This window comes from Caballeronia sp. J97, assembly GCF_905220305.1.
In the GTDB taxonomy this organism is placed as follows: domain Bacteria; phylum Pseudomonadota; class Gammaproteobacteria; order Burkholderiales; family Burkholderiaceae; genus Caballeronia.
In genome coordinates, this window is sequence record NZ_CAJMZL010000046.1 from 16,447 (window position 1) to 42,006 (window position 25,560).

At 65.7% G+C, this 25,560-nt stretch carries 25 protein-coding genes; 19 read left to right on the forward strand and 6 right to left on the reverse strand.

Annotated elements, in window-relative coordinates; translation table 11 throughout:
• Positions 1–4: 4 nt before the first annotated feature.
• Together U4Y90_RS33455 and U4Y90_RS33460 are read right to left on the reverse strand one after the other, a co-directional pair.
• A complete protein-coding gene (locus U4Y90_RS33455) occupies positions 5–1,348 on the reverse strand; it encodes an MFS transporter (protein WP_321801158.1) in 1,344 nt (447 codons plus the stop codon).
• A 61-nt stretch (positions 1,349–1,409) separates the two neighbouring features.
• Positions 1,410–2,168, reverse strand: a complete 759-nt coding sequence (locus U4Y90_RS33460) for an enoyl-CoA hydratase/isomerase family protein (protein ID WP_321801160.1) — start codon at positions 2,166–2,168, stop codon at positions 1,410–1,412.
• 323 nt (positions 2,169–2,491) lie between these two features.
• Here U4Y90_RS33460 and U4Y90_RS33465 point away from each other — a divergent pair, with 323 nt between their 5' ends.
• The 16 genes from U4Y90_RS33465 (at position 2,492) to U4Y90_RS33540 (ending at position 18,325) form a co-directional block, all read left to right on the forward strand.
• Positions 2,492–3,139, forward strand: coding sequence for a TetR/AcrR family transcriptional regulator (locus tag U4Y90_RS33465; RefSeq protein WP_321801161.1), 648 nt, complete (start codon positions 2,492–2,494; stop codon positions 3,137–3,139).
• A gap of 78 nt (positions 3,140–3,217) precedes the next feature.
• Positions 3,218–4,264 (forward strand): Gfo/Idh/MocA family oxidoreductase, encoded by a 1,047-nt coding sequence (locus tag U4Y90_RS33470; RefSeq protein WP_321801162.1) that lies wholly within the window; start codon positions 3,218–3,220, stop codon positions 4,262–4,264.
• Positions 4,261–5,076 (forward strand): shikimate dehydrogenase, encoded by an 816-nt coding sequence (locus tag U4Y90_RS33475; RefSeq protein ID WP_321801164.1) that lies wholly within the window; start codon positions 4,261–4,263, stop codon positions 5,074–5,076. The genes U4Y90_RS33470 and U4Y90_RS33475 overlap by 4 nt, the downstream gene beginning before the upstream one ends.
• Positions 5,077–5,140: 64 nt before the next feature.
• The gene (locus tag U4Y90_RS33480; protein WP_321801166.1) at positions 5,141–6,169 is read left to right on the forward strand and encodes a LacI family DNA-binding transcriptional regulator; all 1,029 of its coding nucleotides are present in this window, start codon (positions 5,141–5,143) and stop codon (positions 6,167–6,169) included.
• 187 nt (positions 6,170–6,356) lie between these two features.
• Positions 6,357–7,343, forward strand: a complete 987-nt coding sequence (locus U4Y90_RS33485; RefSeq protein WP_321801167.1) for a TRAP transporter substrate-binding protein — start codon at positions 6,357–6,359, stop codon at positions 7,341–7,343.
• An 82-nt stretch (positions 7,344–7,425) separates the two neighbouring features.
• The gene (locus U4Y90_RS33490; RefSeq protein WP_321801169.1) at positions 7,426–7,929 is read left to right on the forward strand and encodes a TRAP transporter small permease; all 504 of its coding nucleotides are present in this window, start codon (positions 7,426–7,428) and stop codon (positions 7,927–7,929) included.
• Entirely contained in the window at positions 7,926–9,191 is a 1,266-nt protein-coding gene (locus U4Y90_RS33495) for a TRAP transporter large permease (protein WP_321801170.1), read from the forward strand. Before U4Y90_RS33490 ends, U4Y90_RS33495 begins: the two co-directional genes overlap by 4 nt.
• Entirely contained in the window at positions 9,167–9,961 is a 795-nt protein-coding gene (locus tag U4Y90_RS33500; protein WP_321801172.1) for a 3-ketoacyl-ACP reductase, read from the forward strand. Before U4Y90_RS33495 ends, U4Y90_RS33500 begins: the two co-directional genes overlap by 25 nt.
• A 32-nt stretch (positions 9,962–9,993) precedes the next feature.
• A complete protein-coding gene (locus tag U4Y90_RS33505) occupies positions 9,994–11,160 on the forward strand; it encodes a dihydrodipicolinate synthase family protein (protein WP_321801174.1) in 1,167 nt (388 codons plus the stop codon).
• A 10-nt stretch (positions 11,161–11,170) separates the two neighbouring features.
• Positions 11,171–11,929 carry an enoyl-CoA hydratase/isomerase family protein gene (locus tag U4Y90_RS33510; RefSeq protein WP_321801175.1) on the forward strand — a complete coding sequence of 253 codons (759 nt, stop codon included), beginning with the start codon at positions 11,171–11,173 and terminating at the stop codon, positions 11,927–11,929.
• A gap of 12 nt (positions 11,930–11,941) precedes the next feature.
• Positions 11,942–12,760, forward strand: a complete 819-nt coding sequence (locus U4Y90_RS33515) for an aldo/keto reductase (RefSeq protein WP_321801177.1) — start codon at positions 11,942–11,944, stop codon at positions 12,758–12,760.
• 13 nt (positions 12,761–12,773) lie between these two features.
• A complete protein-coding gene (locus tag U4Y90_RS33520; RefSeq protein WP_321801179.1) occupies positions 12,774–13,238 on the forward strand; it encodes a MaoC family dehydratase in 465 nt (154 codons plus the stop codon).
• Between the two features lies 1 nt (position 13,239).
• Entirely contained in the window at positions 13,240–14,763 is a 1,524-nt protein-coding gene (locus U4Y90_RS33525) for an acyl CoA:acetate/3-ketoacid CoA transferase (RefSeq protein ID WP_321801180.1), read from the forward strand.
• 20 nt (positions 14,764–14,783) lie between these two features.
• Positions 14,784–15,944, forward strand: a complete 1,161-nt coding sequence (locus U4Y90_RS33530; protein ID WP_321801181.1) for an acyl-CoA dehydrogenase — start codon at positions 14,784–14,786, stop codon at positions 15,942–15,944.
• A 13-nt stretch (positions 15,945–15,957) separates the two neighbouring features.
• Positions 15,958–17,553 (forward strand): acyl CoA:acetate/3-ketoacid CoA transferase, encoded by a 1,596-nt coding sequence (locus U4Y90_RS33535; RefSeq protein ID WP_321801183.1) that lies wholly within the window; start codon positions 15,958–15,960, stop codon positions 17,551–17,553.
• Positions 17,546–18,325: an enoyl-CoA hydratase/isomerase family protein gene (locus U4Y90_RS33540; protein ID WP_321801184.1), complete on the forward strand. Its 780-nt coding sequence runs from the start codon at positions 17,546–17,548 to the stop codon at positions 18,323–18,325. Before U4Y90_RS33535 ends, U4Y90_RS33540 begins: the two co-directional genes overlap by 8 nt.
• 16 nt (positions 18,326–18,341) lie before the next feature.
• Here the strand turns inward: U4Y90_RS33540 and U4Y90_RS33545 are convergent, their stop codons facing one another.
• Together U4Y90_RS33545 and U4Y90_RS33550 are read right to left on the reverse strand one after the other, a co-directional pair.
• Complete coding sequence (locus U4Y90_RS33545; RefSeq protein WP_321801186.1) at positions 18,342–19,187, reverse strand: sugar phosphate isomerase/epimerase family protein; 846 nt, start codon at positions 19,185–19,187, stop codon at positions 18,342–18,344.
• An 8-nt stretch (positions 19,188–19,195) separates the two neighbouring features.
• The gene (locus U4Y90_RS33550; RefSeq protein WP_321801187.1) at positions 19,196–19,963 is read right to left on the reverse strand and encodes a 3-ketoacyl-ACP reductase; all 768 of its coding nucleotides are present in this window, start codon (positions 19,961–19,963) and stop codon (positions 19,196–19,198) included.
• A 208-nt stretch (positions 19,964–20,171) separates the two neighbouring features.
• Between U4Y90_RS33550 and U4Y90_RS33555 the strand changes: the two genes are divergently transcribed.
• The 3 genes from U4Y90_RS33555 (at position 20,172) to U4Y90_RS33565 (ending at position 23,844) form a co-directional block, all read left to right on the forward strand.
• Complete coding sequence (locus U4Y90_RS33555) at positions 20,172–20,585, forward strand: thioesterase family protein (protein ID WP_321801189.1); 414 nt, start codon at positions 20,172–20,174, stop codon at positions 20,583–20,585.
• Positions 20,586–20,922: 337 nt separating this feature from the next.
• Positions 20,923–22,038, forward strand: coding sequence for a transglutaminase domain-containing protein (locus U4Y90_RS33560; protein WP_321801191.1), 1,116 nt, complete (start codon positions 20,923–20,925; stop codon positions 22,036–22,038).
• Positions 22,039–22,179: 141 nt separating this feature from the next.
• A complete protein-coding gene (locus U4Y90_RS33565; RefSeq protein WP_321801193.1) occupies positions 22,180–23,844 on the forward strand; it encodes an alpha-amylase family protein in 1,665 nt (554 codons plus the stop codon).
• A gap of 118 nt (positions 23,845–23,962) precedes the next feature.
• Here the strand turns inward: U4Y90_RS33565 and U4Y90_RS33570 are convergent, their stop codons facing one another.
• Together U4Y90_RS33570 and U4Y90_RS33575 are read right to left on the reverse strand one after the other, a co-directional pair.
• Positions 23,963–25,273, reverse strand: a complete 1,311-nt coding sequence (locus tag U4Y90_RS33570) for an MFS transporter (RefSeq protein WP_321801194.1) — start codon at positions 25,271–25,273, stop codon at positions 23,963–23,965.
• Positions 25,274–25,298: 25 nt separating this feature from the next.
• The coding region (locus U4Y90_RS33575) for an electron transfer flavoprotein subunit alpha/FixB family protein (protein WP_321801196.1) at positions 25,299–25,560 on the reverse strand (262 nt) is incomplete at its 5' end.

The following is a 25,560-nucleotide window of genomic DNA, read 5'->3' on the forward strand; positions in this document are numbered from 1 at the left end:
GGCGTCAGATCGCCGAGCGCGATTCCTGGAACAGGGGGGAATCGTCCCGATGACGCGAGAGGTGTTTGCCGAACAGCGCCGCGATCAGCGTGAGCAGGCAGAAAACAGCGAGGAACACCATCACGTAGGTCGGCTTGCCGTGCGCGTACGCGACGAGCGCGGTCGCGATGAACGGCGTCGGTCCGCCGATGAGCGCGCCGGAAAACTCGCGGCACATCGCGATGCCGGAGAAGCGATACTGCGTCGGAAAAAGATTCGACAGGAACGCACCCTGCGCGCCGCACGTGCAGCCCCAGCTGATTCCATAGACCGCGCTCATCGCGATCGTGGCGAGCACGACGTCCTTCGAATCGATCGCCTGGAACAGCGGCCACACGAGCGCGAGCGCGATCATCGCGCCGGCCGCGAACACGTTGCCGCTGCCGTACTTGTCCGCGAGCATGCCGCCGACGGGCGCGCAGAAGAGCGAGAAGCCGAGCGCGATGATCAGCACGACGAGGCTATCCGATTTCGCCATGCCGACCGTGTTGGTCATGTAGCTCAGCGCGAAGGTGTTGAGCACGTAGCTGAGCGCCTGATGGCCACCCATCGCGAAGAAGCCGCACAGCAGCTCGCGCCGGCTGTTGCGGAACAGGTCCGCGACCGGCACTTTCTCGGCCTTGGCCTTCGCGCTCGCCTTCTCCATCGCGGCGACGTATTCGGGCGTCTCATCCAGTTTCGACCGGATGTAGATCGCGACGCCGAACAGCGCGAGCGACAGGATGAACGGCACGCGCCACGCCCAGGTGAAGAGGATGTCTTCCGGCACGTACGAGATCATCAGGAACGTCGCGATCGCGATCATCACGCCGAAGTTGGTGGCTGCGTTCGGAATCGACGTGAAGAACGCGCGCCGGCTCGGCGGCGTGTACTCGGCGATCAGCGTGATCGCGCCGGCCAGCTCGGCGCCCGCGCCGAAGCCCTGCATCATGCGCAGCAGCACGAGCAGGATCGGCGCGATCACGCCCGCCTGCTGCCAGGTCGGCAATATCCCCAGCCCGACGGTCGCCGCGCCCATGATCGTCACGCAGAACACGAGCGCGGGCTTGCGGCCGTATTTATCGCCGATATGCGAAATGACGATGCCGCCGAGCGGCCGGATGATGAAGCCGACCGCGAACGTCGCGAACGCCGCGAGCGTGCCGGCGAGCGACGACAACTGCGGAAAGAACAGCTTGTTGATGATGAGGCCCGATGCCGCTGCATAGAGCCCGTAGTCGTACCACTCGATGATGGTGCCGAGCGTCGACGCGAACACGGCGCGTCGGATGTTCCTGCGGTCTGCTTTCCGCGCATGTGCTGCTTGCATGGCGCTGTCTCCTGCTTCTCTTTGATATGGTTATGTTCGACGTGACGGACGTGTCCGCGGGTCAGTTACGGCTTGCGCGATTGCCGAATGCGTTGGCGCCCTCCTCGTAATTGCCCGAGGCGAAACACAGCGACGTCAACTCGTTCTCGTAGCGAATGCCCTGTTCGACGCTCATCGAAAGCGACGCGCGCACGGCCGCCTTGACCGACTGCGTCGCGATCGGGCTGAACCCGGCCATCTTCCGGCACAGCGCCATCGCGGTTTCGACGACGGCCGCATCCTCGACCACCATCTCGACGAGTCCGATGCCGAGCGCTTCGTTCGCATCGATGGTGTCGCCGGTCAGCAGAAGGCGCATCGCCTGCCCATAGCCGACGAGGCGCGGCAGCATCTGCGACGCGCCGCCGCCGCCGACCCACCCGCGCACCACCTCGGGCGCGCCGAACTTCGCGCTTCGTCCGGCGACACGGACATCGGCGCCGAGCATCATCTCGAGGCCGCCGCCCAGCACCCAGCCCTTCAATGCCGCGACGACGGGCTTGGTGAAGTCGCGGACCACCATCGCGTAATCGGTGCGGGCGCGAAACTCCCATGCCGTGCGATACGTCTTGAGCGAATGCAGATCGCTTCCCGCGCTGAATGCGCGTTCGCCTTCGCCGCGCAACAGCACCGCGCGGATCGCGTCGTCGCGCTCGATGTCCTGCCGGATGCCGACGAGCGTCTGTGTCATCTCGGGTGTGATCGCGTTCATCTTGGCAGGCCGATCGATGACGATCTCCGCAACCGCGCCGTGTTTGCGCACCACCATGTGTTCCTGCATCGTGCCTCCTTTTTCTACTGCCGAAGCAGTGCCGTCCCATTCGAGTTTTCCCTTATACTTACTTACTAGTAAGTACAATGGACGGACATTAACACCAATGTCGAACGGCAGGCAACGAAATTTTTGAGGAGAGACGAATGAGACGCGCGCAGTCGTTTGCGGAGGAGCCGGCGAAGAGATCGATAAATGGGGGTCGTGTAAAATCAGCCGCGGAAATGCGCCGGATCGACGATCGCGGCGCGCTCCGTTGCACATCAGCTCCGTCCGATGCTTCGCCCCGCTCGAGGCCAAGTCCACAGTCCGATCCTCGCCGAGGTGAACCGTTGAGTCAGAACGACAAAGCCGACAAAGCCAGCGCCGCGCCGAAAAGAGCGCCGATGTACGACAGCATCAAGGATCTGGCAAAGAAACTGCTGATCGCGCACGGCTATCACAAGACAACGTTTGGCGTGATCGCCAAAGAGCTCGGCATCACCACGACCAACATCCACTATCACTTCGGCAACAAGAACAGCCTCGTCGAGGAAGTGGTGACGGAATACGTGGCCGGCGCCATCGCGGGACAGAAGAAAATCTGGCTCGACGAGTCGATGTCGCTGCAGGAGAAGGTGCAGGCGGAAGTCGCCTATAACCGCAACCTGTTCCGCAAATACAACCCCGGCGGCAGGACGCGCAAACCGTGGAGCCTGATCGGACGTCTGCGTCTCGAAAGCGACGTCCTGACCGACGAGGCGCGCGCGGCGCTCGCGGGTTTCACGATCGAGATCCACGCGGCCATCGAAAGCGCGGTCGAGCATGCGAGCCGCACCGGCGAGCTGAAGCGCGACACGCCGAAGGAAGACCTGATCTTCCTGCTGACGCATCTGGTCGATAGCCTTTCGGTGTTCGCGCAGGACGCGGGCGGCTTCGAGCGCGTCGAGCAGTTCATGAACTCCTTCTCTGTCGTGGTGCTCGCGAAGTACACGAAGTGAATTTTCACCGCCGGCGCACATCGGCGGCTGGACAATTAGATCGATCTACCTTATTGTCTTTCGACGGAGACAACAGACATGAACGAGACCGGCTTCAACCTCGCCGTGGTGGGCGCGGGCATGGCATCCGCGCCGCATCTGGCGAGCCTTCTGGCATTGCGGGACCGCGCGACCGTGCGGCACGTCGTCGCCCGGTCCGAGGAACGCGCGAGCGCGTTCGCCCGGCAGTTGCCGCATGCGCGCGTGACGCTGGACCTCGACACCGCGCTCGCCGACGAAAACGTCCACGGCGTGCTGCTGATGACGCCGCCCAACACGCATCTCGAACTCGGCGCAAAGATCGCGGCGGCCGGCAAACATCTGCTGGTCGAGAAACCGATCGACGTCACCACGTCCCGCGCGCGTGAACTGGTCGCGCTATGCGAGGGACGCGGCATCGTCGCGGCGGCGGTGCTGCAACATCGCACGCGCGACGCGGCGCGCAAGCTGCGTCAACTGCTCGACGCAGGCGCGCTCGGCGAAATCCACAGCGCGAGCATCGCCGTTCCTTGGTGGCGTCCGCAGTCCTATTACGACGAACCCGGACGCGGCACGCGCGCTCGCGACGGCGGCGGCGTGCTGATGACGCAGGCCATCCACACGCTCGATCTATTCCTGTGGCTGGTCGGCCTCCCGGACGAAGTCTTTTCCTACGCGATCACCAGCCGCGCGCACCGCATGGAGTGCGAAGACACCGTGGCGGGCGTCATGAAATATCGAAGCGGCTGCGTCGCATCGCTGCACGCGAGCACGGCCATCTTTCCGGGCTTTCCCGAGCGCATCGAAATCAGCGGCAGCAACGGCAGCGCCACGCTCGGCGGCGGCAGGCTCGTCGTGCAGTACATGGATGGCACCGCGCTCGACGAAGGCGAAACGGCTTCGCTCGGTTCGGGCGCGAACCCGATGGCCTTCTCTCATCACGCGCACCAGGCCGTTATCGCCAATTTCATCGACGCCGCCGCGCGCGGAACCGAGCCGGTCGCCTCATTGCGCAGCGCGCTGGACGTTCATCTGCTGATCGACGCGCTGATCGCCTCGTCGGCCAATCATCGACCCATGATCGTCAACCCGGACTCGCCATCATGACTTCCGTGCTGAATGCCGCCGTCGGCGGAGACACCCGCCTCTTCGCCATCGTCGGCGACCCGATCGCGCAAGCGCGCTCGCCGCTGGTTTTCAACGAGATATTCCAGCGCATGGGCGTGAATGCGGTGCTCGTGCCGATGCAGATTCCGGCCGCTTCGCTCGAGACGGCCATCGCCGGGCTGAAGCAGGTCGGCAATCTCGACGGCATCGTCGTCACGGTGCCGCACAAGATATCGATGACCGGCCTCGTCGACCGGCTGCTGCCCATCGCGCAGAAAGCGGGCGCGATCAATTGCATGCGCCGCGTCGAATCGGGCGAATGGGTCGGCGAGATGTATGACGGCGAAGGCTTCACGCGCGGACTGCGCAAACAGGGCCACGAGCCGCGCGGCATGTCGGTGTTTCAGGCCGGCGCCGGCGGAGCCGGAAAGGCGCTGGCGCATGCGCTGGCGAGCGCGGGCGTGAAAGCGCTGCAATTGATCGACGTCGACCGCGCGAAGCAGGACGCGCTGATCGCGGAGCTCGCGCACGCTTATCCGGATGTGAGCGTGTCGGCCGGCACGCCCGAACCCGAGGACGTCGATATGGTCGTCAACGCGACGCCCTGCGGCATGGCGGCCGGAGATCCGTTGCCGTTCGACCTCGCCCGGCTCGAACGCCGCGTCCTGGTGGCGGACATCATCATGAAGCCGGAACGGACGCGGTTGCTGCGTCAGGCCGAAGAACGCGGCCACCGCATCCATCTCGGGCGCCATCTGCTGGAGAATCAGGCGGAGATCGTCGCCGAGTTCTTCGGCCTCGGGCATGGCTGACCGAAAAGCGAGCCTCGCCGCCGATTCGGATACACTCCGGGCATACGACTCATCGACCGTTCCAATGACCCGAGGCAAACCTGGTTCTCCCGTCACGCTGCTGGATATCGCCAACGATCTCGGCCTGTCCAGGGCAACGGTCTCGCTCGTCCTGCGCAACAGCCCGCGCATCTCCGAAGCCACGCGCGAACGCGTGCTGGAAGCGTTCAAGCGCAAAGGCTACGTCTACAACCGCCACGCGGCGGGCATGCGCAGCAATCAGACGAACACCGTCGGCGTCGTCGTCAACGACCTCGCCAATCCGTATTTCACGATGCTGGTCCGCTCCATCGAGGCGAGCCTGAGCACGCAGGGATTCATCACGCTGCTCGGCAATACCGACGAATCGCTCGAACGGCAAAGCCGCTTCCTCGACACCGTGCGGCAGCACAACATCGACGGCCTCATCGTCTGTCCGACCGAGTCGACCACGGCGGCCCAGATGCGTCAGGTGCTGGCGTGGGGTATCCCGTGCGTCTTCGCTTCGCGTTACGTCGCGGGGCTTCAGGCCGATTACGTCGGCGTGGACAATCGTCGCGGCATGGCGCTCGCGACCTCGCATCTGATTTCGCTCGGGCACAAACGCATCGCGATGATCGGCGGCGTCATGCGCGCCTCCACCGGCAGCGACCGCGCCGAGGGCTATCGCGACGCGCTGCGCGCCGCGAAGATCAAACTCGACGAAAGGCTGCTCGTGCCGTCGCCGCTGACGCGCCACGACGGCAAGCGCATCATCACCGAACTGCTTGCGCTGAAGAATCCGCCGACGGCCGTGGTGTGCGGCAACGACATCGTCGCGTTCGGCGTGATGCTCGGATTGCGCGCCCACGGCATCGAACCCGGCGCGGACTTCGGCGTCGTGGGCTTCGACGACGTGCCCGAAGCCGAGCTCTGGGAGCCGCCGCTGACCACGGTCCAGGTCTTGCAGGACGACATCGGCCGCGCCGCCGCCGATCTGTTGCTCAAGCGCATGACGGAGCCGTCGCGCACGCCCACGCGCATCGTATCCGAGCCCGTTCTCGTCATCCGCGGAACCTGCGGCGCGCGCAAATAAGCCCTTCACATCCCGGACGCACTCCGTTCGGGTTTCCCTTATGAAAATCTCCTTGCACCGTATCCGCTCAGCTTTTACCCTGTAGTAGATCGATCTAACAGATTTTCGCAGTCGCATCCGGCAGTGTCTCCTCGTGCCGTTTCCGTCGCAGTGCAATATGGACATCAGACCCATAGGAGTCCGATATATGCGTGACTATCTGCTCTCTCGCCGCAAGATGTTGATGCTCACGGCTGCGTCCGCGGCCGCTGGCTGCCTGCCGCGCCTCGCCAGTGCGGACAGCCCGACGATCCGTATCGGCGATGTCGTCGACCGCCACAATCCCGAGGTCATCACCGAGAATCTGATGGCCAAGCGCCTGAAGGAAACGACCGGCCTCGACGCGCGCGTGTTTCCGGACGGCGTACTCGGTTCCCACACGCGCATGAACGAGCAACTGCGCAACGGCACGCTCGAAGTCACGGTGACGAACGTGGCGGACCTCGAAGGCTACGACAAGCGCCTCGGTCTGTTCGCGATGCCGTTCGCGTTTCCCGATCGGAAGTCGCTCTTCGCGGCGCAGGACGGCGCGCTCGGCAAGGCTTATGCGGGCATCCTCGACAATCTCGGCTTCGTGCTGCTGGGCTGGTTCGACTCGGGCTTGCGCAGCGTCTACAACCGCACGCGTCCGATCAACGAACCCGGCGATCTGAAAGGCCTGAAGATCCGTACGCAGGGCAACCAGATCATGATCGCGACGTTCAACCAGCTCGGCGCGCAGGCAACGCCGCTCGACACGACCCAGATCTATTCCGCGCTGCAGCAGGGTGTCGTCGACGGCGCCGAGAACTCGGTCACCTTCTTCGTCCAGCAGCACCACAGCGAAGTGGCGAAGCACTACTCGTACACGAATCACTTTTTCTCGATCGATCCGATGCTGGCGAGCAAGAAATGGTTCGATGCGCTCGACCCGAAAAAGAAGGACGCCGTCATGGAAGCCGCCGCGCAGGCTCAGCGGCACGAGCGCGATCTGTGGATGGCTTCCGATGCGAAATATCTCGCCGAAGCGAAGAAGGCCGGCGTGGCGTTCAACGACGCGAATCTTCCCGCGTTCCAGGCAGCGGTCAAGCCGATCTACACGAAGTACCGCGCGAACTTCGCGGAACTGGGCAGCTACCTGCCCGCCCTCGGATAACCAGCGGAGGTTCCCCGACATGAAACCCGATCCGTGTTCGCGCGCGCCACGGGACAGCATCAACAAGATTGCGGCGTTGCGCATGCTCGCGAGCGTCGAAGACATGTTGATAGCGGTCCTGGTTTTCGCGATCTTCTGCGTCGTTCTGGCGGGCATCCTGTCCCGCTTCGTCTTCCACGTCTCGCTGTCGTGGAACATCGAGGTCAGCGTGACCCTGATGATCTGGATGACCTTCATCGGCATCGCGGTCGGGGTGCGCGACAAGGTGCATGTCGCCTTCGAGCTCTTCGAAGACAAACTGAGCGGCCGCTGGCTTGCGCTGGCGTCGTTCGTCCAGATGCTGCTGATGGGCTTCCTGCTCATCGCGCTGGCCTGGGGCGGCTGGCAGTTCATGCAGCTCGGGCTCGACCAGATGACGCCGAGCGGCATCCCGCAATGGATATCGTTCGCCGCGATCCCGGCCGGCAGCGCGCTCGGATTGCTCCATCTGCTGGCCCACGCATGGGACCTGGCCGTCAATGTCGATCTGGACGCCGGCGCGCAGCACGGCCACGGCCACGGACATACCGAGACGAGGGCGCAATGATGCTGACAGTCGGACTTCTCGCACTATTCGTCGTCGCCGGCGCGCCGATCATCGCGTCGCTCGGCGCGGTCGGCACCATCGACGGCCTGATGCAAGGCCTGCCGCTGACCAACATCGCCCAGGCGATGTATCACGGCGTCGACTCGTTCACGCTGCTCGCCGTGCCGCTGTTCATCCTCGCCGGCGAAATTCTCTTCCACTCGGGCTCGGCGGGACGCCTCGTCAACTTCATGAATCTGCTGGTGGGCCGCGTGCCCGGCGGGCTCGGCGTCTCCGCCGTCGCCTCGACGATGGTGTTCTCGGGCCTGAGCGGTTCCGTCAACGCGGACGCCGCGGCGATCAGCTCGGCGATGCTGCCGTCGATGGAAAAGGCCGGCTACCGCAAGGAATGGTCGTCCGCGATCATCGCGGCGGCGGCCGGGACCGGAATCCTGATTCCGCCATCGATCACCATCATCGTGCTGGCGACGGTCGCGAACATGTCGGTCACGAAGCTGTTTCTCGCGGCGACGCTGCCCGCCCTGCTGGTCGGCATCACGAAGATGCTCATCATCATGTACCGCGCGCGCTCGGAGCCGCCGGTGGCGCCGGTCCACTTCAGCGTGCGCGAACTGGGCCGCGCGTTCGTGCTCGCCATCCCCGCGCTGGGTGCGCCGATCATCATCCTGGGCGGGATCTTCATGGGCTTCTTCACGGCGACCGAGTCCGCGGCGGCGGCGGTGGCCTACGTGACCATCATCACGCTCCTGCAGCGATCGATTCCGAATCGCGCGTGGCTCGGGATTCTGATCAAGGCCGGCCGCACCAGCGCGATCGTGCTGTCGCTGGTCGGCGTGGCGCAGATTCTCGGGTACATGCTGGCGTACAACTCGGTGGGCGAGCAGGTCGCCGAGTTCGCTTCGCAACTGACCGGCAACAAGTTCGTCTTCACGGTGTTCATCGTGGTGGTGTTCTGGCTGCTGGGCGCCCTGCTCGACGGCATTCCCGCGCTCATCCTGCTGATTCCGCTGTTCCTGCCGATCGCGCAGGACGCCGGCTTCAGCGACATCCATTTCGCGATCCTGGCCATCGCCATCGTCGGCATCTCGCTCGTGACGCCGCCCATCGGCACGGCCTGTTTCATCGTCACCGGCGTCGCCAACATCAAGATGGTGAATCTGGTGCGGCCCATGCTGCCATTCATGGCCATCATGTTCGTGACCATCCTGCTGCTGGCTTTCGTGCCGGCGTTCTCCGAATGGCTACCTCATCTCCTGTACTGACTTCGGCCCGCGTCCGGCCGCTGGCGCTCGTCACGGGCGCGCGCCGCGGCATCGGCGCAAGCATCGCGGCCGAGCTGGGCAAGCGCGGCTTCGATCTCGCCCTGATCGACATCGATGACGACGGCGCAAACGAAACGATGGCCGCCGCCGAATCGCACGGCGCGCGCGCACGCTTCTACCAGCACGATCTGGCCGATAGCGCCGCGCATCGCGCGCTCGTCGAGCGCATCGTTTCGGGCTGCGGGCCGATCGCCTGTCTCGTCAATAACGCAGGCGTGGCCGCCGGACAGCGCGGCGATCTGCTGGATGTCGACGAGCCGTCCTACGACCGCGTCGTCGACATCAACATGCGCGGCACGTTCTTTCTCACTCAGGCCGTGGCGCGCCACATGGCCGCGACCCAAAGCGACGACGCGCGCAGCATCGTCACGGTGTCATCGGTCAGCGCCGAGCTGGCGTCGACGGAGCGCGGCGAATACTGCATGTCCAAGGCCGGGCTGGGCATGCTCACCAAGCTGTTCGCGCTGCGCCTCGCGCCGCTCTCGATCGGCGTTTTCGAAGTGCGGCCCGGCATCATCCGCACGCCGATGACGGAAGGCGTCGCCGCACGCTACGACGAACGCATCGGCGACGGCCTCGTGCCGATGCGGCGCTGGGGCGTGCCGCAGGACGTCGCCTCGGCGGTCGCGGCGCTGGTCTCCGGACAGATGGCGTTCGCCACGGGCAGCGTGCTCAACGTCGACGGCGCGCTGGCCATTGCGCGCCTGTGAAGCACGCTCACGTTCACTCAAACCCTCCCGATATGCACATCCTACAACTGCCGACGCCTGCCGGCGCGCTGGAACGCTACACGCTCACGGGCACGCCGCTTCAGGGCATCCGCCCGGCCGCCCCTTTCAACCGGATCGCGCTGTCGGCGGCGCACGTGGTCGCCGATCCGTTCGCGGACGTCGATCCGTCCGGCGGCGGCAAGATCGACTGGGACAAGACGCTGGAATATCGCCGCTACCTGGCCGGCCTCGGCCTGGGCATCGCCGAGGCGATGGACACCGCGCAGCGCGGCATGGGCCTCGGCTGGCAAGAGTCGCTGCAACTGATCCGGCGCACGCGCGCGGAACTCGCCGACAGCCGCGTGCCCATCTTCAACGGCTGCGGCACGGACCATCTCGATCCCGCTTCGGTCGATTCGCTCGACGCCGTCGTCGACGCCTATCTGCAGCAGGTCGATGCGATCCAGACCGCGGGCGGCCGTCTGATCCTGATGGCGAGCCGTGCGCTCGCGCGCGTGGCCCGCTCGCCCGACGACTATGTCTCGGTGTATCGCCGCGTGCTCGCGCAAGTGGATCAGCCGGTCATCCTGCACTGGCTCGGCGACATGTTCGATCCGGCGCTCGCCCGCTACTGGGGCACCGGCGACCTGAGCGCCGCGCGCGACATCGCACTGCAGGTGATGACCGAGTCCGCGACGAAGGTCGACGGCATCAAGGTGTCGCTGCTCGACAAGCAACGCGAGATCGACATGCGCCGCCTGTTGCCGCACGGCGTGAAGATGTACACCGGCGACGACTTCAACTATCCCGAGCTGATCGCCGGCGACGAGCAAGGCTATTCGCACGCGCTGCTCGGCATCTTCGACGGCATCGCGCCCGCCGCTTCCGCCGCCTTGGGCGAACTGGCGGCCGGACGGCGCGAGCGCTTCCTCGAGATTCTCGCGCCCACGGTGCCGCTGTCGCGCCACATCTTCCGCGCGCCGACGCGCTTCTATAAAACCGGCATCGTGTTCCTCGCCTTCCTGAACGGCCATCAATCGCACATGACGATGCTGGCCGGACATCAGGCCATGCGTGCGCTGCCGTATTTCGTCGATCTGTTCAGACTGGCGGACGTGGCGGGACTGCTCAGGCAGCCCGAACTCGCGGTCGCGCGCATGAAGACGTTCCTCGCTGGCTACGGCGTGTCGCAAGACTGAGGAGGCATCGATGGGGCAGATTCTTTCGCACCGCGAGGGCGCGGTGCTCACGCTGGAACTGAGCAATCCGGGCAAGGCCAATGCGCTCGACTTCGCGATGCTCGCCGCGCTCGACGAGCACATCGCGCAAATTGGCCGGGACGACGGCATTCGCGCCGTCGTGCTGCGCGGCACGACGGGCGGCGTGTTCTCGTCCGGCGCCGATATCCGCGAATGGTCGGCGCTGGACCCGCAGGCATTCGCGACCCGATGGATCGGCGAAGGCAACGCGGTGTTCCGGCGCTTCGAGCGGCTGCGCTGCCCGACCGTGGCGGTCATCGAAGGTCTGTGCTTCGGCGGCGGCCTGGAGCTCGCGTTGTGCTGCGATCTGCGGCTCGCGAGCGCCGGCGCGCGGCTGCGCTTTCCGGAAGTCGCGATCGGCGCGATTCCCGGCTGGGAGGGCGGCGACCGGCTGCAACGCATCGCGGGGCGCGGGCGCGCGCTCGAAGCGGTACTGCTGTCGCGTGAAATCGATCCATCGACCGCGTTGCAGTGGGGCATCGTCAATGCCGTCTGCACGCCTGAGGACGTGGCGGCCCGACTGGAAGAATGGACCGCGCGCCTGTGCCGGATATCGCCGCGCGCCGCCGCATCGGCCAAGGCCCTGATCGTCGATGACGACAAGGACCCGCACGCGGCCTATCCGGCGGCGGCGCTCGCGGTGCGCACGAGTTCCGACGCGGAGCTCGGCATCCGCGCGTTCTTCGCGAAGACCGCCGCCGCATTCTGATGCCATGACGCCATGAACATATTTTTCGAACGCACCCATCAACGATCGTTCGGCACCTGGCCGCTGAACGGGCAGCGGCTGCTGGACGCGCTGCAAAGCGCCATCGACATCGGCTATCGCGCGATCGATACCGCGCAGCTCTACGACAACGAGATCGGTGTCGGCACGTCGCTGCGCACCATCGGCATTGCGCGCGACGAGCTGTGCATCACGACCAAGATCGCGCCCGCCAACGATTCCGACGAACGCTTCATGCCTTCGCTGCGAGAGAGCCTGGCGAAGCTGAAGGTCGATCGGGTGGATGTCCTGCTGCTGCACTGGCCGCCGGCGAACGGCGATGTCGCGCCTTCCGTGCGACGCCTCGAACAAGCGGCGCGCGCCGGCCTGACGCGTCATATCGGCATCAGCAATTTCAACGCCGCGATGATGCGCGCCGCGAAAGCCGCGACGGCGCTGCCGCTCGTCGCCAATCAGGTCGAGTTTCATCCGCTCCTGAACCAGCGTGTATTGCTGGAGACGGCAAGCGAGACCGGCATTCCGCTCTCGTCCTACTGCTCGGTCGCGCGCGGCGAGATCTTCAGATATCCGCTCTTCGACGAGATCGGCGCGCGCTACGGCAAGTCGGCCGCGCAAGTCGCGCTGCGCTGGATTCTCCAGAAAGGCGTGGCGATCAACACGATGTCGACGCAACGCAAGAACATCGAGTCCAACTTCGACGTGATGGACTTCACGCTCTCCAGCATCGACATGAACCGCATCGACGCGCTGACCGGAACGAACTACCGCATCGTCAATCGCGAGCGGGTTCCGTATGCGCCCGAGTTCGACTAATAAGGACACCCTCATGAGCGATCCCCTGCTCTTCGACGACATCGAACCCGGTCTCGCCTTCACGACGTCGGGCATCGTCGTCACCGAAAGCCATGTCGTGCAGTTCGCGGGCATCTCGGGCGATTTTTTCGACGTCCACATGGACGACGAATTCGCGCGTGGCGTCGGCTTTCCCGGCCGCGTCGCGCATGGTCTTCTGTGCCTCGCGATAGTGGACGGCCTCAAGAACCGCGCGGCGACGCGCTTCGCCGCCGTCGCGACGCTGGAGTGGACGTATCGCTTCCACAAGCCGGTGCTCATCGGCGACCGGGTCCAGGGGCGCATCGGCGTGCTGGACAAGCGCCTGACGCGCCGCGCCGATCGCGGCATCGTGCGTTTGCAGGTCGAAGTACACAACCAGGACGGCGTGCTGATCCAGGACGGACTCAACGTGCTGATGGTCCGTGCGGGCGCACGGACGGGCAACGAGGAAAAATGAAATGAAGCGTGCACACCTGACCGATGCGGATTTCATGGCGGCGGCGATCTTCGACGGCGCGGTCGTCGTACTGAGCGGCTCGGGCGGCGGACTGGTCGAGCCCGATCACATCACCGAGGCCATCGAGCGCCGCTTTCTCGCGACGGGCCATCCGTGCGATCTCACGCTGATCCACGGCCTCGGTATCGGCGACGGCGTGAAGAGCGGCATCAGCCGCTTCGCGCACGAGGGCATGGTGAAACGTGTCATCGGCGGCCACTGGACCTGGTCCAGGCCGATGCAGAAGCTCGCCCGCGAGGAGCGCGTCGAGGCCTACACGCTGCCCGCCGGCGTAATCCAGACGCTGATCCGCGAAGCGGGCGCGGGCCGCCACGGCCTCGTCACGCACATCGGCCTCGATACCTTCGCCGATCCGCGTCACGGCGGCGGCCGGGTCAACCTCCGCGCACGGGACGATCTGGTGGAAGTCGTCACGCTGGGCGGCAAGGAACTGCTCTGGTACAAGCCCTTCGCAATCGACTTCGCGATCGTGCGCGGCACCACGGCGGATATGCAGGGCAATCTGACATCGCGCGAAGAGCCCGCCGACATCGACGCGTTCGCCGCCGCGCTCGCCGCGCACAACAGCGGCGGGCGCGTGTTCGCGCAAGTGCGCGACGTGTCCGCGACGCCGATCACGCCGGCGCGCGCGGTCACCGTGCCGGGCGTCCTCGTCGACGATATCTGCGTGTACGCCGGCCAGAAGCAGACCACCGCCCTCGACTACGACCCGGCCATCAGCGGCGAGATGCCGGCGCCCGGCACGCGCACGCCGCCGCCGCTGCCCGAGGGCATCCGCTACATCATCGCGAAGCGCGCCGCGAAGGAGCTGGAGCCCGGCGCGTGCGTGAACTTCGGCTACGGCCTGCCCGACGGCATTCCCGCAGTGGCGCATGCGGAGGGCGTGGACATCAGCTGGACCGTGATCGAGCAGGGATCGCACAACGGCGAGCTGCTGGGCGGCGACCTGTTCGGCGCGACGCGCCATGCCAGCGCGATCCTGAAATCGAACGATCAGTTCGACCTGTTCAGCGGCGGCGGCATCGATATCGCCTTCCTCGGCATGGGGGAGCTGGACGCGCAAGGCAACGTCAACGTCTCATGGCTGGGTGAGAACATCGTCGGTCCGGGCGGTTTCGTCGACATCACGCAGCGCACGCGCAAGGTGGTCTTCTGCGGCACTTTCGAGGCGAAGGGGCTGGAGGCCGAACTGGAAGACGGGCAGGTGCGCATCCGGCGTCACGGCGCGGTCCCGAAGCTGGTCGAGCAGGTGCGCCACATCACGTTCAGCGGCAAGCGCGCCCGCGCGGACGGCCAGCAGGTGCTCTACGTCACCGAGCGCGCCGTCTTCGAGCTCGCGGCCGAGGGCTTGCGGCTGATCGAGGTCGCACCGGGCGTGGACCTCGTCCGGGACGTGCTCGAACGCATGCCCTTCGAAGTATCACTGCACCCGTCGCTGCGTGTCGCTGCGACCAGCGCGGGCTGAATCGCGAATCGGAGAGATCGATGGACTTCACGCTGAGCGACACCCAGAAAATGATGATCGAGACCGCGCGCCGCTTCGTCCGGTCCGAGTTGCAGCCGCTCGAACAGCAGGTGGAAGACGAAAGCGCGCTCGCGCCCGAGATCGCGCGTGGCTTGCAGGCGCGGGCCCGCGCGCTGGGCCTGTATGCGGTGAACATGCCCGCCGAGCTCGGCGGCGGCGGTTTGAGCACGGTCGATACGATGCTGTGCGAGGAGCAGTTCGGCCACAGCTCCGACATCCTCGTGCGGCGCGCCTTCGGCAACGTCTACGACGCGCTGCTCGCCTGCGAGGGCGAACAGATCGAACGCTGGCTGAAACCCGCGATTCAGGGCGCGCGCACCTGCGGACTCGCGATCACCGAAACGGGAGCGGGTTCGGACGCCCAGGGCATCGAAACCACGGCGCGCAAGACCGCGTTCGGCTGGGTTTTGAACGGCAGCAAGCACTTCATCAGCGATGCGCAATGGAGCGATTTCTTTCTGGTGTCGGCCCGCACCGGCGAGCAGGAAATCTCGCTCTTCGCGGTCGACAAGAATCTGCCCGGTTTCACCGTCGGCCGCGATCAACGGATGATGGGCCTGCGCGGCACGCCTCATCACGAACTCTTTTTCGACGACGTCCCGCTGGAGCCGATGGCCCTGATCGGGCGCCAGGGCGACGGCTTCAGGCTGGCGATGAACATGCTCGGCCGCGTGCGCCTCGCGTTGATCGGCGCGCGCGGCATCGGCAAGGCGACGCACGTGCTCGAAATGATGATCGGGTACGCCGGCGACCGGCGTCAGTTCGGCACGCGCATCGGCGACTTCCAGATGATTCAGCAGCTCATCGCGGACAGCGTGATGGAGATCAACGCGGCGCGGCTGATGCTGCTCAACACCGCCAGCATGATGGACGCGGGACAGGACGCGCGCGACTGGATTTCGATGGTCAAGGTGCAGGCCTCCGAGACGCTCGGGCGCGTGGTCGACCGCGCGGTGCAGGTCTTCGGCGGCATGGGCTTCTGCAAGGAGCTGGCCATCGAGCGCTATTACCGCGATGCCCGCGTCTACCGCATCTTCGACGGCACCTCGGAGATTCATCGCGGCATCATCGCCCGCAATGCGATGAAGCGCGGCGCAGCGCTGTTCGACCTCCATCGCTAGGCGGGCATTCGACATGAGCAAGATCATCACTGCGCAAGCGGCGGCCCGGCTGGTGCGAACCGGCGACGTGCTCAGCATCAGCTCCTCGAGCGCGCTCGGCTGCCCCGACAAGGTTCTCGCGGCGATCGGCGAGCGCTTCGAGCGCGAGGGACAGCCGCGCAACCTCACGACCCTCAACCCGATCGCCGCGGGCGACATGTACGGCGTCAAGGGCATCGATCATCTCGCCCGGCCCGGTCTGCTCGCGCGCACGCTCGCGGGCTCGTATCCGAGCGGCCCGTCGTCGCTGCCCATGCCTGCCATCTGGCGCATGATCGTCGACAACGAAATCGAGGCCTACAACATCCCGAGCGGCATCCTGTTCGACATGCACCGCGACGCCGCCGCGAAGCGTCCCGGCGTGCTGACCAAGGTTGGCATGGGCACGTTCGTCGATCCCGATTTGCAGGGCTGCGCGATGAACGCCGCCGCGGCCGCGCGGCCGATCGTGCGCAAGGTGCCCTTCGACGGCGAAGACTGGCTCTACTTTCCGGCGATCGCGCCGCGCGTGGCCATCATCCGCGCGACCACGGCGGACGAAGCGGGCAACCTCGGCTACGAACACGAAGGCGCGCTCTTGGGCGGCATCGATCAGGCGCTGGCCGCGCGCAACAACGGCGGCATCGTGATCGCACAGGTCAAGCGCGTGGTGAAATCCGGCACGCTGCGGCCGCACGACGTGCGCGTGCCCTGCACGCTGGTCGATTACGTCGTCGTCGATCCGGACCAGTGGCAGACCACGCAGACGCCCTACGACCCGGCCATCAGCGGCGAAATCACGCTTCCGATGGATGCGTTCGAGCCCACGCCCTGGGGACCGGAGAAGGTCATCGCCCGCCGCGCGGCGATGGAGCTCGCGCACGGCTGTGCGGCCAATCTGGGCTTCGGCATTTCCGCCAACGTGCCGCGCATCCTGCTGGAGGAAGGCCTGCACGGCGAAGTGACCTGGGCCATCGAACAGGGCGCGGTCGGCGGCATGCCGCTGCTCGGGTTCGCCTTCGGCTGCGCCTCGAATGCGGACGCGATCGTCGCCTCGCCGAATCAGTTCACCTATTTTCAGGGCGGCGGCTTCGACATTGCGCTTCTTTCCTTTCTGCAAGTCGACGCCGACGGCAGCGTGAACGTCTCCCGGCTCGCGTCGAAACCTTATCTGACCGCGGGGTGCGGCGGCTTCGTCGACATCACCGCGCATGCGCGCCGCATCGTGTTCTCGGGCTTTTTCACGGCCGGCGCGCAACTGGAAGCCGGCGGCGGCAGGCTCGACATCGTCCGGGAAGGCCGCACGCGCAAGTTCGTCCGGACGGCCGAGCAGATCACGTTCAGCGGCCGCGTCGGGCGCGACCGAGGGCAGCGCATCACTTACGTGACCGAACGCTGTGTCGTCGATCTCCTCGATGACGGGCTGACGGTGCGCGAGATCGCACCCGGCGTGGATTTGCAGCGCGACATTCTGGATCAGGCCGAGGTCGCATTGAAGGTCGCCCCGGATCTGCGCCCGATGGATGCGGCGCTCTTCACCGATGCGCCCCTCGGACTCCGACTCAAACCCCGCGAGGCACGCCATGACTGATCGCTTCGTTTCCATCGTCCGCGATGCGGCCGTCGCCATCGTCACGTTGGACCGGCCGGCCAGGCTCAACGCGCTGACGCCCGCGATGCTGGACCGACTGGAAGATGCCGCCCGCGAACTGGAGGCCGACGACCGGACGCGCGTGGTCATCCTGACGGGCGGCGGCGTGAAGGCGTTCTGCGCCGGCGCCGACATCGACGAATGGGCCGCGCTCAAACCGCTGGACATGTGGCGCCACTGGGTGCGTCGAGGTCATCAGGTCTTCGACCAATGGGCGCGGCTGCGCCAGCCCGTGATCGCGGCGATCAACGGGCATGCCTTCGGCGGCGGGCTGGAACTGGCCATCACCGCCGACGTGCGTATCGCGGCAGGCCAGGCCTGTTTCGCGCTGCCGGAGGCATCGATCGCGACGTGCCCCGGCTGGTCGGGCACGCAACGGCTGGTGCGCTTGATCGGCGCGAGCCGCGCGAAGTATCTCGCCTTGAGCGGCGCGCGCGTGACAGCCGCCGAGGCGCAGGCGTGCGGCCTCGTGCACGAGGCCGTGCCGCAGGAGCGCGTGCTGGAGCGTGCGCATCGACTGGCGCTGGACATGGCGGCGCGCGCGCCGGTGTCGCTGCAACTGACCAAGCAGTTGATCAATGCGGCCAGCGGCGAGGAAACCGGCTCGACACTGGAAGCGATGGCGGGCGCGCTCGCGGCCACCACCGAGGACGCGGCGGAGGGCATCCGCAGCTTTCAGGAGAGGCGGCCGCCGGTCTACGCCGGGCGCTGAGGCGCTCCGGTGTTCTTCAGCAGCACTCGAACAGGCGCTCGCGGCAGATCCGCAAGGTCTCGTCGGCCGGGCGCGTCCACCAGTCGAGCCGCGAGAAAATCTCCACTTCGACGGGGCCGTCATAACCGGCTGCTTCCACGGCCGCGCGCAGCCGCTTGAGATCGATGACGCCATCGCCCATCATCCCGCGGTCCTGCAACGGGTCGCGGGTTTCGACCAGCCAGTCGCACACGTGCAGCGCGAGGATGCGCTCACCCGCGCGGGCGATGGCGGGCATCAGCGCCGGGTCCCACCAGACGTGGTAAGCGTCGATGGCCACGCCGAAGCTTCCCTCGCGCGACGGGTCGAGCCGGTCGCACCAGTCGAGCGCCTGATCGAGCGTATTGAGCAGGCTGCGATCGGCCGCGTACACCGGATGCAGGGGTTCCAGCGCGATGCGCACGCCGGTCTCGTTCATCGTCGGCTGCAAGGCGGCGAGGCCATCGAGGATCTGCTCGCGTGCATCGTCGATGTCGCGCGAACCGGGCGGCAACCCGCCGACGACGGCGACCAGCACCGGCGCGCCCAGCACGGCCGCCGTCTCCAGCGCGCGGCGGTTGGAATCGATCGCGGCGCGACGGCCGGCGGCGTCGTTGGCCGCGAAATACGCCGTGCGGCAATACGCGCCGACCTTCAGGCCGGCCGCGCGGATCGCGCTGGCGGCGGCTTGCGGCTTGTTCTCGTCGATCTCCTGACGCCACGGCGTGATCCAGCCGAAGCCCTGCTCGGCGATGCGTCCGGCCGTCACTTCGATCGGCTCGCGATAGCCGAGCGTGCCTGTGTTGATGCAGCAGAGATCGCCGCGCCCGTTGAGCTCACGCATCGTTCACCTCAAAAACGTTGGATCATCAGGCCGCCGTCGACGCGAACGTCCTGCGCCACGGTATAAGGCAGCAGGCCGGCCGCCATCGTGCGGATCACGCGCGCCACGTCTTCCGGCTGGCCCCAGCGCGGCGTCGCGGTCATGCCCTCGGCGATCAGTTCGTCGTACTTCGCCTTCGACGGCGCGGTCATCCCGGTCAGGATCAGGCCAGGCTGCACCTCGAACACGCCGATGCCGTGAGGCGCGAGACGCAGCGCGAACAGGCGCGCCGCCATCGACAGCGCGCTCTTCGACATGCAGTATTCGCCGCGCTCGACGGTAGCGACCACCGCATTCGACGACGTCACGAACACGATGCTGCGCGCGCCCTCGCCCGCCGGCGCCTGCGCCGTCATGAGCCGGGCCACGGCCTGCGTCAGAAAAAAGGTGCCGCGCGTGTTGATGTCGAGGCAGCGATCGTAGCTTTGCGCGCTCACGTCGAGCAGGTCGCCGCGACTGAGCACCGAGACGCCGGCATTGTTCACCAGACAGTCGATGGCGCCGAAGCGTTCGACGATCGCGGCCAGCACGCTCGCGTGGGCGTCGATGTCGCCGATGTCCAGATCGACGGGCAGGCACGCCCGGCCGAGCGCCTCGACCTCGGCGACGAGCGTATGAAGCCGGTTCGCGTCGTCGAGCGCGATGGCGGCGATGTCGAAGCCTTCGGCGGCGAGCGCCAGCGCCGCAGCGCGGCCGATTCCGCGCGAAGCGCCGGTTACGACAGCAGTCCTTTTCATGTTCATGCCTTCAGCAGTAGGCCCGCGATGATGATGTGCGGAATCCGGTCACGAAACTTTAAGCGAAGTAGATCGATCTAGCAAGTAGCCGGCAACGGCGTTACGATGACGGGCCGGGCTATCATGCGGCGCATGTGCGCAATGTCGTGCGATTCGCAATCGGACGTGGCAATACGCCGGTTCAACCTTCGGCTAATCGGGCAGACCAGTGACCAAGGAAACGATTTTTCGTGTCGACGTGCAGTTCGGCGATTGCGATCCGGCGGGGATCGTCTTTTTCCCCAATTTCTCTCGCTGGATGGACGCCGCATCTCATGACTATTTCCTGCAGTGTGGTTTGCCGCCCTGGCGGGAAATCGCGTCGCTCCCCGGATGCGTGGGCGCACCGCTGCTGGAGATCCACAGCCGCTTTCACACATCGGCGACTTACGGGGAAACGCTCGACATTCACACGTCGACTGAAGAGTGGCGCGGCAAGGTCTTTATTCAGCGGCACCGGATCGTGCGCGGTGAGGCGCTGATCTGCGAGTTTCGCGCGACACGCGCGCTGTGTATCAAGCAGGCCGATGGAAAACTCAAAGCCGTCGAGATACCCGAGTTCATGCGCGCGGCGTGTGCATGAGCGATAAGGGCGGCAACTCTTCATGCGGCTGCACTCGCGGCCAGTTGATCGATGCGCCACTGAAGAACTGAAGAGACTCGGGAGAAATGTGTCCGGACGCCGCCAACAGATAGCGCGCGTCCGTTGGTCTGCGGAAACCACCGGGCCGTCGCAGCACGCGATATCGAGCGAAAATTTCCCGTGCAATCAACGACCTGGAGCGTCGATGCAAATTGGCACGTCGCATGCAATGTTGGTTCAAACCCGCGTTGCCTTACGCCGAATGGCCTGAACCGGCATGAGAGGCTTCCGTTCACCGGGCACGTTGGCGCCCGGTGCGGCTTTCAGGAGTCAACCCATGCCGCTCGCCCGCCTGCTCGTCTGCCTTCTCCAGTTCTCGTTAGCAGCCGCGGTGCTGTTGCCCGCCGTCGCGGGCGCCGCGGACCTGCCCGCAGCATCGCAACGCGATGAACCCGGCACGCGTGACGCGGGCGCCAGCGATACGGCCACACCTCAAGCGCTGAGAGCCGGCATCGAGCGCCTGCGCACCGGAACGTGGTGGGAAGCGAATCGCAAGATGCGCCCGGAACTGGCGCAAGTCGGCGACCTGATCTTCCTGCTGCCGCTGGCCGACAGGACGCTCGAACCATCGTCGGAGGCGATCGGCCGCGTCGGGCGTCTGCGCGAAGCGCTGCGCATCCACCAGACGCGCGAGCCCGCCGGCTGGACCCGGCTCGTTGCGCAGGTGAAGGGCGAGCGCTCGAAGGCCGGCGACCTGTCAGCCGTGCTGCTCGCCGACGCGCTCGTCAACGAGATCCGCTACCGCGACGGAACCGACGGCAGCTACTACGCGCCGGCGCGGTTCTTTATCGAAGGCGGCGTGTGCAAGGATTTCGCCGTCGCCAAATACCTGCTGCTGCGCGACGCGGGCTTCGACATCGCGCGCATGCGTCTCGTGGCGCTCGCGCCGCGCTACAAGAACACGCCGGACGACTGGCACGTCATTCTCGTCGTGCAGATAGAAGGCGCGAGCGAACCGCTCACACTCGATTCACCGAGCGCGCCCCCCGCGAAGCGTGCCGACGATACGACCAACGAAGCATCGCCGTCGAGTGGCCCGTCCGCGCTGCTTGCCGCGATCCTCGCCGGCCGCAAGCCCGCCGACGCAGTGCTGCGCGCGCCCGAAGGACCGCTCGCCGCGCCGCTCAGCCGGTCGGGCCAGGCGCGGCGGCCGCTCGCGACCGTCTTCAACGAGCAAGGCAGCCGGTCGTTCGAACGCGATGCGCCGGACGCGCTGCGCCGGACATCGGCGGCCGGGCGAGGCGCGGGCGCGATATACGTCGACGAAATGGGTGAGCCGTGGAAAGTGGACAGCGCCGGGACGTTTCCGAAGTGGCGCGTCGCCGCGGACCAGGCAGACGCGCCCGTCAAGCCGGGTCCGGCGGCCAGGCTGATACGCGTGGCGGCGCGCTGACCGACTCATGCGCGGCGCGCTCCGATGGCGCCACAAGTCATATCAAAATGCGATGCGGCCGGAACGCTTCTTGCACACCACAAACGGCAATGCAAGGACGAGCCGTCTGGTTCACCCGTTCATCAACTTCACGCGATCGGCATGGTCAACGATCTCTGGTACAAGAACGCGATCATCTACTGCCTGTCCGTCGGCACGTTCATGGACGCGAACGGCGATGGCGTCGGCGACTTCCGGGGCCTGCTGCGGCGGCTCGACTATCTTCAGGGACTCGGCATCACCACGATCTGGCTGATGCCCTTCCAGCCGTCGCCCGGACGCGACAACGGCTATGACATCACCGATTACTACAACGTCGATCCGCGCTACGGCTCCCTCGGCGACTTCACGGAGTTCACGCACGCGTGCCGTCAACGCGGCCTGCGCGTGATGATCGATCTCGTCGTGAATCACACGTCGGATCAGCATCCGTGGTTTCGGGAGGCGCGCCGCGATCCCGAATCGAAGTATCGCGACTGGTATGTCTGGTCGAAGAAGCGGCCGGCAAATGCGAAGGATGGCGTGGTCTTCCCCGGCGTGCAGAAGTCGACGTGGACCTACGACAAGGAAGCGGCCATGTGGTACTTCCACCGCTTCTACGATTTTCAGCCCGACCTGAATACGGCCAATCCTCTGGTGCAGGCCGAGCTGCTCAAGATCATGGGCTTCTGGATCCAGCTCGGCGTCTCGGGCTTTCGCATGGACGCGGTGCCGTTCGTCATCGCCACCAAGGGCGCGCAGGTGAAACGGCCGGTCGAACAGTACGACATGCTGCGCACGTTTCGCGAGTTCCTGCAGTGGCGCAAGGGCGACGCGATCATTCTCGCCGAGGCGAACGTGCTACCCGACACCGACATGAAATACTTCGGCGACGCGGGCGAGCGATTGCAGATGATGTTCAACTTTCAGGTCAATCAGAACACGTTCCATGCGCTCGCGAGCGCGGACGCCACCCCGCTCAAGAACGCCCTCGACGCGACCAAATCGCGCGCCGCAACCGCGCAATGGGGCGTATTCCTGCGCAACCACGACGAACTCGACCTTGGGCGGCTATCGCCCACGCAGCGTGAAACCGTGTTCGCGGCGTTCGGCTCCGAGCCGGATATGCAGCTCTACAAGCGCGGCATCCGCCGCCGTCTCGCGCCGATGCTCGACGGTGACCGTCATCGGCTGGAGCTTGCGTATAGCCTGATGCTGACGCTGCCGGGAACGCCCGTCGTGCGCTACGGCGATGAAATCGGCATGGGCGACGACCTGCGCCTGCCCGAGCGCGAAAGCGTGCGCACGCCGATGCAGTGGTCGACCGAGCCGCACGGCGGCTTCACGAAACATGCGCGCCCCGTTCGCCCGGTGATCTCGGGCGGACCGTACGGCTACGAACGTGTGAATGTCGCGAGTCAGCGCCGCGATCCGAACTCGCTGCTGAACTGGATCGAGAGAATGATCCGCATGCGCAAGGAAGTGCCCGAGATAGGCTGGGGCGACTTCGCGATTCTCAAGGCATCGCGCGACGACGTGCTTGCGCTGCGTTACGACTGGCGCAACAACTCGGTGGTCTGCCTGCACAACTTCAGCGCCGCGGCGTGCACCGTGAAGTTCCGGGTCGGCCTCGGAGCCGGCGAGAACGACGTGCTCGTGAACCTGCTTTCCGACGATCACAGCCGGGGCAATGCGAAGGGACTGCATACCGTCGTTCTGGAACCGTACGGCTATCGATGGTTCCGCGCGGGCGGTCTCGACTACCTTCTCAAGCGCAGCGAAGTGTGACCTCGGGGAGCCGATAGGAACGGCCGCTTCATTCATCCGCCGGATGCGGTCGGTCGATATCCGAGCCACGAGACACACGATGCCGGGCAGCGCCGTCGGCTTCCATCGACCTTTGTCATCACTCCGGGCGAGCCATCGAACCGACTCCCGTGAAGCGATGTTCATCGGATCGCGCGGACGGCCGCAGCACACGCATGATGATCCATGCAAGAACATAGGCCGACGCGCATATCGCGAACAGCACGTTGTATCCGCCGTTCAGATTGCCGAGCGCATTGAAGCGATCGAGCAGCGCGCCGACGAGCAACGGAAACAGCGTCCCGCCGACGGCCCCGGCCATGCCGCCGATGCCCACCACCGAGCCGACGATATGCTTGGGAAACATGTCCGACGCGGTCGTGAACAGATTGGCCGACCATCCCTGATGCGCGGCCGCGACCAGACTCAGGAGACCGACCATTGCCCACATGTCGTCGATCCACGACGAGAACGCGATCGGCACGACGAGCAGCGCGAGAACGAGCATCGCGGTCTCGCGTGCGCGCCGCACGTCCCAGCCGCGCGCGATCAGCATCGACGAGAACCAGCCGCCGGAGACGCTGCCGATCGATGTCGCGACATAGACCACGACGAGCGGCAGGCCCAGGTTCTTCATGTCGAGGTGATAGCGTGACGAGAAGTAGGACGGCAGCCAGAAGAGCATGAACCACCAGATCGGATCGGTCATGAACTTGCCGACGATGAACGTCCACGTCGAACGCAGCCTGAGCAGCGAGAGCCAGCTTTCTGAGTGCTGCGCGGCGGGCGCATCGGCACGGCCTTCGGAGATATAAGCGAGTTCGCTGGTCGACACCTTCGCGTGCTTGCCGGGCGCGTAGTACATCACGTACCAGAATCCGAGCCAGACGAAGCCCGTCAGACCCGTGATCAGAAACGCCGATTGCCAGCCGTGATTCGCCGCGAGCCACGGGACGATCGCGGGCGCCGCCACTGCCCCGATGCTCGTTCCCGATGTCAGGATGCCGACCGCCAGCGCTTGCTCCTTGCGCGGAAACCACTCCGACACGGCCTTGACCGCCGCCGGGAAATTGCCGGATTCCGCGAGTCCGAGCAATCCGCGCATGAACGAAAACCCCAGCATATTGCGCACGATCGAATGACCGCACGCCGCGATGCTCCATACGAGCACGCACAGACCGTAGCCCAGCTTCACGCCGAACCGGTCCACGAGTTTCCCGGACAGAATCAGGCCGATTGCATAGCACGCCGTGAATACGACCACCATGTAGCTGTATTCCGTCTCGGACCAGTGAAAGCGCAGCGCCAGATCGGGCTTGAGCAAACCCAGCACCTGACGATCGAGGTAATTGATCGTCGTCGCGAAGAACAGCAAAGCGCAAATGCGCCATCGATAACGGGTTCGATCCATCTTCAGTCTCTCGGAAAATTGAATGTCAGGCGAGCGCGGTCAGTTCAGGCACGACAGCGAACAGATCGCCGACGAGACCGTAATCGGCCACGCTGAAGATCGGTGCTTCGGGGTCTTTGTTGATCGCGACGATCACCTTGCTGTCCTTCATGCCGGCCAGATGTTGAATCGCGCCCGAGATACCGACCGCCACATACAGCTGCGGCGCGACGATCTTCCCTGTTTGACCGACCTGAAAGTCGTTCGGGACATAGCCCGCATCGACCGCTGCGCGCGATGCGCCCAAT